The 15,596-nt window shown below is 55.9% G+C and carries 7 protein-coding genes; 2 read left to right on the forward strand and 5 right to left on the reverse strand.

Annotation, left to right across the window (positions count from 1 at the left end):
- Positions 1–1,255: 1,255 nt before the first annotated feature.
- The 5 genes from H8B02_RS16730 to H8B02_RS16750 all read right to left on the reverse strand — a co-directional run bounded on the left by H8B02_RS16730 (position 1,256) and on the right by H8B02_RS16750 (position 12,127).
- Positions 1,256–3,436: a di-heme-cytochrome C peroxidase gene (locus H8B02_RS16730; protein WP_229167237.1), complete on the reverse strand. Its 2,181-nt coding sequence runs from the start codon at positions 3,434–3,436 to the stop codon at positions 1,256–1,258.
- Positions 3,437–3,574: 138 nt separating this feature from the next.
- A complete protein-coding gene (locus tag H8B02_RS16735) occupies positions 3,575–4,945 on the reverse strand; it encodes a hypothetical protein (RefSeq protein ID WP_229167238.1) in 1,371 nt (456 codons plus the stop codon).
- 109 nt (positions 4,946–5,054) lie between these two features.
- The gene (locus H8B02_RS16740; RefSeq protein ID WP_229167239.1) at positions 5,055–8,252 is read right to left on the reverse strand and encodes a hypothetical protein; all 3,198 of its coding nucleotides are present in this window, start codon (positions 8,250–8,252) and stop codon (positions 5,055–5,057) included.
- A 1,068-nt stretch (positions 8,253–9,320) separates the two neighbouring features.
- Complete coding sequence (locus H8B02_RS16745; protein ID WP_229167240.1) at positions 9,321–10,139, reverse strand: YecA family protein; 819 nt, start codon at positions 10,137–10,139, stop codon at positions 9,321–9,323.
- Positions 10,136–12,127 carry an ATP-binding protein gene (locus H8B02_RS16750; RefSeq protein WP_229167241.1) on the reverse strand — a complete coding sequence of 664 codons (1,992 nt, stop codon included), beginning with the start codon at positions 12,125–12,127 and terminating at the stop codon, positions 10,136–10,138. The genes H8B02_RS16745 and H8B02_RS16750 overlap by 4 nt, the downstream gene beginning before the upstream one ends.
- A 265-nt stretch (positions 12,128–12,392) precedes the next feature.
- Here H8B02_RS16750 and H8B02_RS16755 point away from each other — a divergent pair, with 265 nt between their 5' ends.
- Positions 12,393–13,685: a hypothetical protein gene (locus H8B02_RS16755; RefSeq protein WP_229167242.1), complete on the forward strand. Its 1,293-nt coding sequence runs from the start codon at positions 12,393–12,395 to the stop codon at positions 13,683–13,685.
- A 100-nt stretch (positions 13,686–13,785) separates the two neighbouring features.
- On the forward strand, positions 13,786–15,426 hold the full coding sequence (locus H8B02_RS16760) for a winged helix-turn-helix domain-containing protein (RefSeq protein WP_229167243.1): 1,641 nt from the start codon (positions 13,786–13,788) through the stop codon (positions 15,424–15,426).
- Positions 15,427–15,596: the final 170 nt, after the last annotated feature.

Raw genomic sequence — 15,596 nt, forward strand, 5'->3', positions numbered from 1 at the left:
CGCTATCTCATTCGGCCAGAATAGTTATGCTCGCACTCGAGCTGGTCGTGTTATCGGCTCGCAAGCTGTCCACGCTCTTCCCGGCGTTGCCCTGGTCAATCGCGATGCACGCGGTCCGCTTCGGCAGGCCCGCATGTTGCAGCGTTAGACAACGTCTCTTACGCGACCCCACGCCATCTCGCGTAAGCCCACCCGTTTCGGATCTGCTTCCACGACGGTGCGCTCCGTGAACGCTTCCGGTTCCACGGGCATCTTGCTGATGGATCTCGATCTGCGTGCTTAATCCTGTTTGGTCGAGCCGGCAGGTTCGCCGGCACCGCTACCTTCCGATGAATGCCGACGGGAACCTTGCTGCAGCCACATCGACGGAGCGCTGGTCAATGCGTTCTGTCCGACTTGCCTGAGAACATCGACGGACGTCTCGCCTCGAGCGGCGGCTTGTAGAATTTTGGAAGCGACATGCGTTCGGATACCAATCTCATGACGGGACAGCCCTTTGCAAACCTCATCCAGAACTCGACGGAGAGTTGTTTCGGAGTCGAGCATAGAAGGTCTCCTCCTATGGAGCGATGCAATGGCTACACCGCAAGCGCGAGCTTCACGACATAAATATTATCAATCGTCGGCCAAACGGAAGGACACGGCTTTCTGCATTCCTCACTTAAGGTTGCGCGATCCATACAATAAAACGGCGCAGCGTGTCATCAAGCCCGATATCCTTGGCGAGATTTCCGCCACATTCGGACGAGTCGTTCGATAGCTCGATAGCCTCCTCGGCGCCAAGCAGGGCCTCGCGGCTGAATCTATCCGCTCAGATATCCACTCGCGGCGTGCCATCATGATCGACGATCTATTCGATCTCGCGAGCCCGACAAAGCTCCGCCGAATACGCAGATCGTCCACGGATCCAATTGACGTTCCGAGTAGATGTCTGCGCATTCTATGCCGAGCTCGAGCGCACGAGCCCTCCCGCTTAACAGCACCGAAGAACATCAAGGATCCACCGCTGCCGACCAGAGCTCCCCTTGCCTGATTGATTGATCAGCGAAGCTACGGTCGGTTCGGCCGCTACTGGCAATCGAATCGGGACGGCGCCGTGTCCGATCCGCGGAATGAAGCCCGCAATTCGCTTTGCAGCGCACTTAGTGACATGTCCCGCAATACCCCCATGAGAGCACGGAACAGCTTTCTTCCCAAACCTCGGCCTGCTTGGCAGCCTGACGGCGAGCGCCGAGCTTCCAGACTAACGGCTGCCCTACAGCGTCTTCAGATACTCAAGCAGTGCTCGCCGTTCGGCGTCGGTCAATTCCGGACCGATGACGCCGGGCGGCAGCTTCGTTATATCGGTTTCTGTGCCCTCGAACGAATGCCCGCGATTGCTGTTCCCAAGCAGCGAAACGTTGAAGTCTGTCAGGCCAGCCGCGCAGGCCTCGCTCGCTCGAACTTTCCTAACAAGTCCGACGTTGACGGGATCGAACTTGCGGCTGCCAACGCAGAAAGAACTCGGCCGCCGCCCCTGCGGCAATAGCATGTCCTTGAGCGTCGGCACGGACCCATTGTGCAGGTATGGGGCCGTCGCCCAAACACCGTCGAGCGGCCGTGCTCGGTATTGAGGTTCAAGAGCAAGGACATCTTCGTCCTTGCCGTTACGGGTCACCCGCGCTCCAATGTACGCTCGCGGGTTTTGGCAGTTCTTCCTCGGCCCCCACATCTGCTGCTTGGCTTTTTCGGAAGAATCGTTCGCAATGTTCCATTGATCGATCGTCTTGCCCACCACGTCCATCAGCGCGAGCACGAATAAGGGATCTGCCGCCCGATCGGCTGGAAGGCCGCAGCCCCAGGCTTTGTTCAGATCCTCGATCGGATTGAGACCGAGCGAGCCGGGTAAGTGAACGCGCCGCGTCGTCAGGACGTTGGATTGTTGACGATCAGTGCCGATCACGTTCACCGGTAGCTGAACAACATTGAAATAATGGCGTCCGCCGATCTCCACCCAGTTCTTCTCGCCCTTGGCAGAGCGATCCGGGTTCTCCGGCTTCCAGAATGAATCTTCCGGCCACTTGGCGTCAAACGCGGGGTCATTGACCGGTCCTCGGTGGCATTCAAAGCAATGCGAGCGATAAAGATCGCGACCCTTCTCAACGAGTTTTTCGTCAATGGCCCAGGCCGGGTCGCCTTGGAACCTGTCCTGCGCGTCCTTCCATCGGGGCGCGACAAGCCCGCTGAATTTCCTGCCGCTTGCCTCCGGCGACGAAAAGGGATCAGTGCCGCGCAAAAGCTCCTCAAAACGCGCAATGTCCGATAGATGGATGGATGATTTAAAAAGCGGCCGTCCGGGCGCCGAGGCCTTCATATTGATTTTGGCGTTGACGCCGAGCGCCTCGCCGGAATTGCGAACAAGCTCGTTGAGAACCGAAGCGTCATACTGCGCCCAAAGAAAATAGGGCGTGTCCCAGATTGGCGGAAAACTCACAGGTGCGTCGTTGCGCGCGAAATTGCCCTTGAGGACCGGATCTGGGAGTTCTCCGGTCGCCGGATCAAGAAAATTGGTGTAGAAGACCTGGTTCCCGATCCTGTTCAAGGCATCAAGTCGACCGAAACCCTCGTCGAGATTCGTCACGCCCTGCCCCGCCAAAAGGCTATCGCCTGCGATCTTCTGCTTCTTGATCTTTTGAAGTGCGAGCTCCAGATCACTTCGAAGTCTTTTGCGGTCAATGCTTCGACCTTCAATGCTTTCCAGCCGGTCGGCGAAGCGTTCGAACCGCCACGGCAATTTCAGCGTATAGCCGATCGACAGCCCAATGACCCGTTCAACCTCGCCGAGATTGACCATCGCTGGCCCACCGTCGTAGCGAATGCTGACATTCTTGTACTCGAGATGACCGGTATGACAAGCGGCACAGGTTAGCCCGACTTGATCTTCATAGAAGGCTCCCGTCGTCGGGTCGACGCCCCCCTTCAGGATTGCGAAGCCTACAGGCAAACCATTTGGATTGTCAGGCGTGCTTGGCGTCCAAGGGGAGCTCACGTCCTTCGACGCGTCCTCGTGATAGCCGTATGCTGGTGAGTTAGCGGCAAAGTCCTTCGAGCTCGGACTTGGGATGAAGCCAAGGCGCCGCAGATACTCGTTGTCCGCCAAGCTCGTGTAATGGATGGATAACTCAGGACGTTCCAGAGCCAGGAACCATCGATAGGGGACGGGAATAGTCGCCGTGCCTTGGGACGTGTGGTGGAACCAGTAACGCTCTCGCGAACTCCAGTTCTGCGGCAGCCAGTATGCGCTATCGATCTTCGATGGCGCGGGCAATGTCGCCGGCAGCAATTGGGCAACCAGATTTGAGCCATTCTTGATCTTGAGCGCCGCATCGCGAAGCTTCTCCGGCGCGAAATACACCATGGCTATTGACGCGGCCACGACGAACACGATCGCGAACAACAGACTGACGATGTGAGGCGACCGCCTCAGCCGACCGCCGACACAAGAGCTGAACGAACGTGCCCCCATAGCAACCTCTCCCTAATCTCAAATAGCGCGTGTCGGCCGCGCGAACGCGCCGGTCGACAATGGCACTTATTACTTGTTCAACAATTGGCGATTGATGAAGGTGACGACCTCAGCGGTCTCAGCTGCCGCGCGTCGCGTTATGGTCGCGGCCGCCGGGCCACCATGCAAGAACGACGGAAACCACCCGAAATTGCGAACATTCCAGTCTTCTTTCGGTAGAACGGCTCGGTTCACGCCAGGCACCGTGAAGCCTTGCACTTTCCTTTTGAGTAGCTGCGCCGTCTCGGTGTGACAGCTCACGCAGTCCGTATTGAAGAAATGGCTCTTCTTGGGATCCGCGATGACATTGACGATCTCGAGGACGCGGCTATTGGGAACGTCGGCATCGATAAAATCGGCCGTCGAAACGCCCTTACGATTTGCAGCGGGCAAGGGAGGTGTCTGCAGCGCCGCGTGGCGACAAGTCGTTGGATTTTGGTTATTCGTGACAGGTCGAGGGACGACGTGCGTTTCGCCGACGATGCTGAACATCTGTGCGGCATGGACGCCATCGAGCGTCGGGCCAGGCACCGCTATCAAACCGGCTTTGGGGACCCTTAGCATCGAGACGAAAACCCAGGGTTCGGGCGGAGAAATGCCCATGACAGCCATTGTGTTGAGGCGCAGCGGCGACAGATGCTTTTCCAGCAAGGCTTTGATCGCATCACGAAACGGCTTTGCGGATGCACCTACGAGGCCCGGATGCACATTCATGTCACCGGCAGTTGAGACTTTGACATTGCCGAACTTTCCCGCCGCGAGTTGATCACGCAAAGACGCAACGTCACGGACGATCGCCTTGAAAGCTTCGTCATCAGGTTTGAAGCGCGGGAATGGTGCACAACCATCAAGAGGCGGATCGCCTTCCAGGTTAAAACTGAAGATAAGGTGACCGGCAGTGTCATGGACCTTGAACCCTTGGGGTCCATTGGTCACCGGCTGAATGATCAGGCGGATTTGCGGTTGCCGGCCAAATTGGGCAATGACGTCTGCAGATAATCCCGGTGCTCCCGGGTCGATCCGGATGCCGGCAACAAACCAGGCGTCGATCTTCTTCACAGCCTCGGGCAAGTGAATGCGGCCCACGCCTGAGTCCGGCACACCTTCGCGTTCTGGATTTTCGGCGTTTGCAATAAAACGCGCGAAATCCGCATCGGATAAGAGCCGCTGCGCAGACCCCGTGGGGCCGGCGAGATCGGACACCGCGATCAGACCACCGAGATCTGCCGGCGACTTGGGTGGAGGAAACAGGATGGACACGTCGTTGGCCGAAAGCGGCTTTGACGGCGTCTCGGCCAGGGCTGTGCTCGCACACCAAGCAACGGCGAATAGTAGCCCCGCTGCGGACAGCCTTGTGAGAAGCCGACGACGCTTCGACCGGCAGATTTTACCTTTTGCCATTGTCGGCAATTCCCCTCTTAGATTCAAGGATCGAAAGTCCGGCGTCGAAAGCACTGACTTCAAACACATATTCTCCGATCCGCGACGCGCAGCCGCGGACCAGCAGCTTTCACTCGCTGCCGTAGAATTTGCTTTGCAGATTCTTGAGTTGCGTAGGATGCAACGCCTCTTCAATGCAGCCGAGGAACATCTGGCTTCTTGCATTGACACGCTCCCTATCGCCCGAACCATGCTCCATGTCGGTTTGCAACGAGCGCACAGCGATCCAGTCCTTCGAAGGATCCTTAAGCAGCTCGAACAGCGTTCGGTTCTGATAGGGATGGAATCGAAAGTGAGCGAAAGCCACTTTGGCGGATATTTTCGCATCACGTAGTGCGTCGGGAAGCGCGAGGAGATCAAGCCCCTGCAGCTCGCCAACCTGTTGCATTTGATTCTGCGCTTCCTGATATTGCTCGCGTCCCACCAATTGATACATCCCTCGTGGCCGAAACAGCCAACCGTCGTCCGTATCAGGCAGGTTTCCGAACGGGTTAGCCTCGTAACCAAGAACAAAGTTGGCCAGTTCCTTGGGATGGTTGAGCAATGCGTCCATACCGACGGGCGGTTTGTTCGCGGCCACTAGGTCAGCGTTGTTCTTTTCTATTCGATCGCGCCATTTGCGCGGCAGTTGCGAGACGGCGCTGTAAGAGAAGTCTTCGCTGCTGCGTGTAAAATCGGCGCTGTCGTAGGAGATTGCCCCCAGTATGTAGGCCAGGACACGCAGATCGGTCTCCTTGATGCGGTCCCATTCCTGCAGCAAGGCTTTGACCTGCTCGGCCTGGAAATACGCCATATAGCTCTTTCGATATGGCGGCACGGGTGCAGGAGCCGGCGAATGATCCTTGATCGACTGCGCCAGCTGATGCTCGTAGGCAGCAACTTTATCCCGATATTTTTGATAGCCACGCTCCTGCAGCCACTTGCTCTCATAACAGGCAAGTAGCGGCTGCGGTTTGATCTTTGGAGTGGGCCGGTATTCCTTCTCCAGCTCATCGGCGTAAGCAGCCTTTGCAAGCTTGGCGTCCCTCAACGCTTCAAATGCGGATGTGACGGATCCGTTCAAGAGATGAAACAGCTTCACTTGCAAGCAATCCGCGTTGCTTTGCTTCTTGCGGGATTGATCGAAGTCGTCCTTCGGCACACAATCCCAAAAGCGGCCGCTGCTTAGCGAGATGATATCCTCGGTCTTCTGAGATAACGTCCAACCAAGCGGCAGGTTGTAAAACCTGCCTGTTATGTCGATACGGCCGAACGTTGGAAAGCGTTGCACGCTGGGAGTTACATCACTCGTTGGCCCACGATCGATATTGTTGGCGTGATTGAGCGCAACATAGGTTCGAGAGCTTCGTGTGCTCAGAAGCGCGCGCACCGGCTCCATGAGCTCACCGAACATGAAGGAACCGTGATCTCCGAACTGACCGCTCACGAGCGACAACAGATAAATCCGGAATTTTGGCGCGTCAGAGGTGCCCCTGATACTGTTGAGCCGCTCAATCAAATCGAGCGCGGTCTCTATTCCCGAATTCTCGACATATCCGCCGTCGACCAGACGCGCCTGCGGATTGGCGGTCACGCAATCATTCTTCAAGGGCACTGTCGCGGCCGGCGTCACCCATGGAAACCGCGCGCTCATAAACGCCGCAGCGCTCAGCGGAATCCGCAGCGAGTGGCTCTTGACGGTTTGATCGACCCCGGTGCCCGCGCGCTCAAGGCTCGAGAGAATACAAAGGTCTTTGTCCTTCGCGTGGAGTGGATCGATATCGAAGGGAGAGATGACAACGCGCTTGCCACTACCGGCGTCTGTCGTGTTCAACAGCAGCGCCGGCATATTGTTGGAAGGTGTCCAATGTGACTGAAAGTCGGCCTTTAGCAGATTGGATTGCTCGCCGGTGCCCTTTTGGGCCTTGAGCATTCTGTCCGCAGCATTCTCCAGCGTGTATTCCAGAAAACGCGCGCGATCAAAACTCGGAATAGCGACCGGAGAAAACAACTGGGTGAAATCGGTAAATAGAAAGCCGGCGACCAAGGGCGAGAGGAAATCGGTCTCCAAGACGCTTGCAACCCGCTGTTCCACCGGTCCAGAAGCATCGATATCCTCGGCCCGGCCGACGCCGGCCAGAAAGTCTGCGATCTTCGGGCATGTCTTTGCGTCGGGAGCGATCGCATCAAGTGGCGCATTGTCGGCGTGAAGCGCAGCCGCGAAAACTGCCGAACCGACGCTCCCCCCGGAAACGCCGCTTATCGCAAACAGATGTTGCCGAAATGCCGGACAGAGATCCTGCATCCTGGCCAGAAAGCGCGCCGCATTGTTGGCTGCGTAGATGCCGCCGCCTTGGGCAGCCACAATGAATACGGGATATTCTCCGAGCCTCTTGGCCTCAGCCACCCGCGGTTTTTGCAGAAGCCACTCACGAAATGCTTCAACTGCAGCAATGCGCTTTTCTTCCACTTGGCCGCTTGATTCCGCCGAGGTGCGCAGGCCGTGGCCATCGCTTCCGAACAAGGAGGCAACCAGGAACAAGCCCCCAAAGACAACCGGTATAAATGGGAAACTGAACCTGATCGTCAGTAGCGCAAAATGGGTGGTGAGACCAACCACGCACACCGTAAAGAGCGCGATCACGCCGAACGACCCGACGGATTGTGCAAGCCGGTCCGGAAGCACAACGAAGGCGCTCGTTAAAAGGGCGATGACGCCGATCGTGAGCGCGAGAAACCTGTAGCGGGTGAAATAGGCGTTGTTCGCCCGGCTCGCGAGCGCAATCGAACGACCTTTCGATCCCATCCGCCAAGCGAATACGACAAACGAGGCGAGCAGGATCAACATCGCGAACGCGAGGATGACCAGAATGTTCCGCTCGAAGGCGAGCGCCTGGTCCTGAATGCGGAAGATGCTTCCGACTTCCTCGACCTCTCCGATCTTTTCAACCGGCCGCGAGGCGAGTTGACCTGCCGCCGCGGCGATGATCGGCAGCGCTCCGAGCACAACGGGTGCAGCTTTTATATAGAAGGCCAGGCGACCCGTAGCGGGCGCGATATGAGGCAGGGTTGCGGCTGTAAGCTGAAAAGCGGCCGCCCAAATGGTCAGCGCAATTACACCAAGGGCGATGAACTCCTTGACGGTTACCCACCCAATGTCGTCCGCGGCTATCCGGTAGAGCTCCTGAATCTGATCCGGCAGGTACAGCAAAACTGAAATGACCACCGACAGAACGATGATCCACCGGAGGTTGCGCAACAATGAAAAGAGCTGCTCGCGCACAGTCATCGCGTCAATTTCCCCATGCTGTCTACGGAGATGGCCCTGAGCAATAAAATAGGCTTGTATTCCAGAAATTCGTACCGGCTCTCATCGAAAGAATTACGCCGCCGATTCAGGGCGTCCCAGCAACAAATTGACGAGGGAGACGCTATTGGCGCCCGCTAAAAATCGAGAACTGAACCTGTAGTAGTGGCGCGATTTATCGATATATTCCGTTGGACGGTCAAGAGATTTTCGTTGCGGATTGCCAAAAACGTGACTTCGATGTTTTCCACTTCGACCCATCCACTTGGCGCATTTTTTATTCACTCATTCGCATGGGACGCAAAAAAGCCGCACCATCGCCCGCTTCCCTCTGTGTTGGTGCCGACTGGTATTCATGGGTTGTTGATCGACGTCTCTCTCAAACGCTAATGAGGATTCAGACGCGTTCGAGAGCGGCAGCTTCTTGAAGCTTTCTTTCGAGGTCGTGATACTTACACCCCGCGATGTGGCGGCCGGACGTGTGCGATCGGGACCAGAGCCTCAATGACAGGATACCGGTAGCTGCGGACTATCGTTGGTCTCGATCGATCAGTTTGTATAGTTGTGATTTTGTGCCCCTTGCATCAATGCACATGAACATTTGGCGCTGGTCGCGGCCACTTCGCTCTTGAACAGAGGTAACGTTGGCATCTGCGCTGGCGCGCCTGACCGCTACAATCCGAAGACGGCGCGAACCGAGCATGCGGCGAGCTTCCCGCCAATGTCATTTAAGTGACAAAAGCAGCCAGATATAGGAGGCGGCGGTCCTGTCGGATCACCCGCGTGGCGAGCCGCTTCGCTCGAAGAGCCGGCCTAGCTAGGTGTCGCGTCCAGGGTTGTGGGGCCCGAGAACACGTTGGTGCAATCAGTCACGCTCGCCTATTCAGTGCAGCGCGAGGACTTTTCCAGAAGAACTCTCCGGCTGCTGAGACTTTCGCAGCAGCTCTCATCTATCTGTCCCTGGCGATGCACGATAAGGAGCGGAAGCGCCCCAAGTCTGACAACTGCTCAAGATGCCGATGCTTCTTACGCCGGTTGGAAGGTCTAACTCTACACTTGGCGTCCGTGGCACTTTTTGAACTTTTTGCCGGACCCACAAAAGCACTTTGCGTTGACCGGATACTTTCCGATCGGACGAGGAAATTGCCACTGCGGAGGCGGGGCCTTCAATTTGAGACCAGCTACTATTTCGCGCTGAGCTTGCAGTTCATTACGTCCTTGCGGCGAGAGACCCTGCTCATAGGGCATAAGACGAGCCATCTCGGCGTCAGCCGCAGCGAATTTGCCGGCATAGGCAAGCGCAACTGCGTAGTGGCTTCGAACCGGAATGACATGGCCCATCAGATTTTTGCTACGAATGGCGGGAAGCAAATTGCGCTCAAACACATCGAGGGCGCCATCGTAGTCAAATCGGCTCAGAAATTCGTCAGCTAAATCCTGTCCGACGCGAACGAAGGAATCTAACGCGTTTGCCATGGAGTAGAACTTCATGGCGTGAATGCGAGAAAGCCCAGAAAACGTTTCCATCCGATTGAGGGCCATAGCATGAAGATCGAGCGTATCCGCCAAGTGCTTGAGATCGTCAGCTTGGCTTTCCCCATCCTTCAGCAGCGGCATCAATTTGTCCGGATTGGTTCCGATTACCATCTCCGGAGTTAACCCGAGCAGATCAAAATACTCAGGAATTAGAGCGCTCGTTATGTTCGAACAATCTGAATAATCTTTGAGAGAAAAGAGGGCGCGTGCGAAATTGTATTTGGCGATACGAAGGTAATTTGGCTCATCCGGGACAGCGTTGATAACGTGTTCCATGGCCTCGTGAGCGCGGTTTGAATAACCATTCCTCGCATAGTTGTTGACACGTTTCATTGCGAGTGCCGTTCTCGCGATCCCAGGTTGTTGGCTTCGATGAGTTCCTCCATCAATGCGAGCCGTCGACCGAGAAGCGTGAGGTCTCCTTTCTTGAAATCTGCGAAAGCCAGTCCGTCCAGCGCCCAAAAGCGGTCGATGGCTTTCGTCTCGGGTGAACCTGCGAGATTTTCGAGATAAGCGGCAACCTCCGTCATATAGCCGAGTTCATGAAACAGCTCGTCCGTCGCCATGTCGATCAGCGGCTCGGTGTCTCCAAGAGCGACAAACATACGGAGCAATAGCGAAACGCGCTGCATCGATTTCTTTTTGGGCAGTTGATCGACGAGCAAGTTCTTGATGGCTAATTGTGCTCGACGACCCTCGTCGGGCCCAAGATCGTCCAGGTAGGAATTCCCAAGCAGCCGCATCGCGTCATGAACTTTGAAGTGGTCGACGCCAAAAACCTGCGCGGCACCCGCGACCTGCAGCTTCCGCAAAAGCGTTGCCGTGTTCCGCTCGCTGAAGCTATAGGCGTCGCTCAATACTGCTACCGCCTCGGATCGACTCAGTGGCACGTCAAATAGGCTTAGCGCACCGATCGCGCGACGATCGCTATCTCCAAACTGCTCAAAGACACGCGATAAGATTAGCTCTTGTGCAGTTTCCACGGCATGCGTCCGCCCCTCCAACTCGCCGCAAAACCGAGCTACGTCTCCTTCGTAATGATTCGCGGAAATTTGAAGCGCGTTTTGGACGTACAGCGGCAGGCCCGCCGTCAGCACCTGCAATCTTTGGTAGGCGGAGTAGTCGCCTTTACATCCGAGAAACGATCCTTCGGCGGCGATGGTCTCATTCGTCCATCCACCCAAACTTTCGGGAACGACATTGAGGATCGCCTGCAACACCCCCACTGCCGGCCCAGGTTGCGCGAGCAGGACAAAATGAACGTGGGGCGCTAGGTCGATTAAGGAACGAACATCTTCATGGGATACACGATGAACATTGTCGATCACGACAGTTGCGCGCACATCAATGTCGGTCAGATTTTTGCCGATCGCGAATAATATCTGCGGGCTGGTCGCGCCCGGAAACAGTATCTCGCCGAGTTTTCCGCCAGACCTAGAGAACAGACGCGCTGCAAGCTCCCGCGCCACGGTCGAGACGAGAGCCGTGCTGGGAACTTCACTCGCATTGAAGTACGCCAGCGCGTGTGTGGCATGAAGTGCCGTCTGGGAAACCCAGGAGGTCTTACCTGCGCCCGAGAAGCCGGTGATCAGCCGGACGCGAGCGGACGAAATCAGTGGTGGCTCGCTGTCCTGCGGGCGGTAGCGCAGCGGGGGCGCAGGAAAATCCTGCAGCTGAATGACCAGTTGCTCGAAAATACCCGGCAGCTCCGCCGTCTCAAAAGTATGATCGGCGTGCGGCGCGAGCCCCGCCGCTGCGTGCATGACTCTGCCAGCAAGCTTCCAGACAAGCGTCTCCGGGGCCAGCATCGCGAATGGCAGCGACCGAGCCAGGTCACAGCAGGCTGCGAACATGGAATTGACGTCGACTTGCGGAGCCGGAAGGCCTTTGCCGGTCGCCAAGGGACCACCAGGCCAAAGAACCGCAACATCCGCCGGCCAGCCTGGCTCGGCAAGGCGCTCTTTCAGCTGAGGACCGGGCGAGACGTTTGCAATGATTGCAAAAAAGGGACGTCCTTTACGGCGCCCCGCTGCATGCTCCTTGCGTATCGCAGCGAAACGGTCCAGTGCATCGTCGATATCGCCGAAGACGAGCGAGGCTCGTCGGGTCTTAACCTGAAGGTAGACTTGGCGATCAACACCTATGAGCTCGATATCCTCGTCGTGCTCCACTACGACTTTAGTCGCGCCACTTTTTGCTGCACCGAACAAACAGGCTGCGGCGTAAAGATGTTGGTAGAGAAAGCCGCGGTGAACGGCTTCAATGCGGACGACCTGGCGGCTATCCAGAGCTGCGACGACATTGTTGGCGGCTATCGGCATGAACAATCTCTGTCTGAAGTAGACGTTGATCGGTCACGATTCGGGCCGGCCGTCAAATTGCGTGCAATATAATCGATTGTTTCCTTACATTGAGGTCGTTCCGGTCGAGAAAAATGTTCGGAGCGCGTAGTGTGCGATAGCGAAAGCAATTGAATCCTAACTCTGAGCCTTAAACTTCTCTTGACGCGAATCCTTGCACGACGTTTTGTCCATGAATTCCATGGCCGGGTTGCCAGCGTGACCCGACGCAACTTATCGTGTTTAAATGCCAAATATCAAATTGCTAGAAGCACAATGGCTTTCGGACGTAAAACAGGCCGTCGCTTTTGCTGAAAAGTCGTTCGGAGAAGACGTCGTCTCGACGCGAAACGCCCTTTACGCCCTATGGCGGACGGTCGACCAGTCTCCGGGCTCGATTCGCGATCTTTTCCGACAGTTCAAGGAAGAGGACCTGGCAAAGGCAGCCGAGGACATCACCGCCAAAGAGCTCTTCACCAACCTACCGCTAGTAGTTGGCTCAGTCGCCGAGCGAACTAAGCTCCTCTATGCTCTTGCAGTTAGAATAAGGGCGCTTGAAGCAGCGCTTCACGAGATCTCTGGTGACGAGCCCATCCGTCATGAGAACCAATGTCTCGCGACATATGGAAAGGCCGAAGCCTTCATCCTTCTGAGGAAACCACGGCACCGGACTGCAGCGACCAAGCAATCATTTCGCAGGAGAGGGCTAGTGTCCTCCCGCGTTTTCCCGCGCCTGATCAAAGGTTATCGGGTAAGGCTCCTTCTGCCAGACGATCCGCGAGGACGGAAACGCGCTGCGGCGCGGCAGGCGCTCTCGTTTGGAGCTGGGCTGTTTGAGAACATGAAGTTTGACGTTGGTCACGATACTGATGGCTTCTTCATTCGGGACGTCAGTATCCCAGGGCAGCTCGCCACCATTCGCGATCACATTGCTGTCGCATCTAGCTCGGAATGTCACGGCATCGTCTATCCGGAGCTTACGATCACGCGCGACACACTGCTGCAGATCCGGGACGCGATCGGAACGGGCGAATGGAAATGTGACCTCAGCGTGTTGGTGGCCGGTTCGCGTCACGAAGAGATCGAAAAACAACGGTTTAACATCTGCTCGATCCTAAGCGGCTACGGAGAGGAGATTGCACAACACCGAAAGCTTCTTCAGTACAGCGATGGGGATCAAGTTGAGTCGATCCAGCTTGGGGACGAGCTTCAGATCCTGATCCTGCCCGACGCGATATTCGCATTCGGCATTTGCCTAGACTTTTGCAATACGAGTGAGGATCCGCCTTATGCCGATCTCGACGTGGATTATGTCTTGGTCCCCTCGTGCGGAAACGAGCGAACGATGTCGGGCCACGTCAGAAGATCCGCTGAATATATGGATAAACAGAAGACACGGACACTTGTTGTGCAGCAATTCTATTCGGAGCGTGCCACGGGCGACGAGCCCTTGGGCTACGTTTTGGCAAGGTGCGACGATCTGACGATCCAGGTCAAAGACTTGGAAAAGTGCAATCCATGGGAGATTTACAATATTTGAAGATACTTTACATATGGACTACTGGAACGAGTACCCATATTAAAGCGTCTTCAAGTGTCGCCTGATAAAGATCGATCATTCGGAAAAGTGAGCAATTTCAATGTCTTACGCAACCGGAACAATCGAATTTGACCGGCTTCTGGACACTATCGCGAGCGCCCAGGCCAATCCTGACGAGGTTTTTCCTCGGTTGCGCGATACCTTCCTAGAGTTGTCTAAGGCGACGAAAGATGCCGGATCGGCCGACGAGGCGGTCTACACCGCGTTCCGGAACGCGGTTTGGACCTTCGTGGCAAGTGGAGATAAGGGCCCGCGTCTCGACCGTTGGGCCGACCTCATTCTTCGTGTCCGTCAGCTTTTGCGAGCACGCCAATCGGCGATAGCCGAGAGGCTAACCACGCTCGCGGATTTTCTGGAGACATCCAGCAACGTTGCCAGTGAGAGCGGAAAGCTAAAACTCGGAAAGCACCATCTTCAGGTTCTAAGCTTGCTGCAGAAGAGCAAGGGTGAGTGCTCACGCGCCGAGCTTTTGAAGGAGATTGGTCTGAGGGATTCCAACTTCTCTCACATACTTTCAAAGCTCGCCGCGACAAGGCTCGTTGATCGCATTCCCATCGGTCGGGAAGCCACTATCCGCATCACCGAGGCGGGCAGAAAAGTTCTGGCCGATTACGGCAAGGTGCCCTCTCCTGCTCCAAACGAGACATTGCCATTCATTTGGACCCAGCCGGACTGCGCCATAGCGGCCGTCAGTTCGACCGATGGACTTGTGAGATGCAATGCTGCCTTTGCGTTGATACTGGAGACCAGCGTCGATCAGCTACGGAAGATGCCGGCGACGGTGTTCAGAGAAAGTCTGGCGGCGAAGGTTCAGAACTCTGATTTCGAGCTCAGTGAGATAACGAGCTTAGATGGATGCACGCGACGGCTTATCGAAAGGGAAGATGGAAACGATACGTACTGGCTTGCTTTTGACGTCACAGCTTATAAGCGTAAGATTGATGAACTAAAGAAGAGAGAGCGTGCTCTTTCGAGCGAACTGTCTGATCTAAGAGCCAAGGCTGCTGCCTCAAGAACGCCTGTGCACGCTCAGCAATACTACGGCGCGCCTGCTTCGTATGGTCTTGCCTGCATGATGCAGGAGTTGACACCCGACGTTATGACGCCGGTCAGGTCAATTGCGGCAATCGCACACTTTCTCAAAGTAAGCGCTCGCTTGAGGGAGCCAGAGAGAGACTATGTTTCTGCAATCATCACCAACGCTGACCATCTTAAGAATGTTTTAAGTGACATGATCGCGGTTGCGGATGCTGATGCACATGTGCAAGTCGCTGAACACTTTTATCCAAATACAATCGCGAAAGAGATTGCGAACAACTTTACCGTCTCTTCCAAAAGGCACGGATACACGATCGTTGTCGATCCCAGCGAGGACCATCTAGTGTTGGCAGACGGATACGCTTTCAAGGCTGCACTTCAAAGAACCGTTTCAGAAGTAATCAACGCGGTTCCTTCAGGAGCCAGCGTCGGAATTCAGACCAAGATGGATGCTGACGGAGTTGCAGTTCTGCTTGAAGCCAAGGACATGCATACGGCTAATCCGCACGCCTGGCCGAGCGCGTTTGCGCGTTGCCACGCCTATGTCAGCCAATTCGGTGCACGCCTTGATTTCGGCGGCTTTGACAATGGTGTTGCGCGGACAACTCTTCATTGGCCGTTGGAGCAGTTCAAAGTCAAATAAGAACGTGGCCGGCCTGGCTCTGAACTATTGGCTAGACGTTTTGCGGCGAGCAACTGTTCGCCGCAAACTAATTCATCGAACGAAACGTGATCAAAGCCTCAATGCGACTTTCGAAATTGAGATACGATGACTGATATGGCACGCGCCTACAATGTTCAGATCATACGACA

This window comes from Bradyrhizobium altum (assembly GCF_020889705.1).
In the GTDB taxonomy this organism is placed as follows: Bacteria; Pseudomonadota; Alphaproteobacteria; order Rhizobiales; family Xanthobacteraceae; genus Bradyrhizobium; species Bradyrhizobium altum.

Coding starts and splice junctions, on each gene's coding strand:
- H8B02_RS16735 (WP_229167238.1), bottom strand. CDS start 4,945: ATGGCAAAAGGTAAAATCTGCCGGTCGAAGCGTCGTCGGCTTCTCACA.
- H8B02_RS16755 (WP_229167242.1), top strand. CDS start 12,393: ATGCCAAATATCAAATTGCTAGAAGCACAATGGCTTTCGGACGTAAAA.
- H8B02_RS16740 (WP_229167239.1), bottom strand. CDS start 8,252: ATGACTGTGCGCGAGCAGCTCTTTTCATTGTTGCGCAACCTCCGGTGG.
- H8B02_RS16760 (WP_229167243.1), top strand. CDS start 13,786: ATGTCTTACGCAACCGGAACAATCGAATTTGACCGGCTTCTGGACACT.
- H8B02_RS16745 (WP_229167240.1), bottom strand. CDS start 10,139: ATGAAACGTGTCAACAACTATGCGAGGAATGGTTATTCAAACCGCGCT.
- H8B02_RS16750 (WP_229167241.1), bottom strand. CDS start 12,127: ATGCCGATAGCCGCCAACAATGTCGTCGCAGCTCTGGATAGCCGCCAG.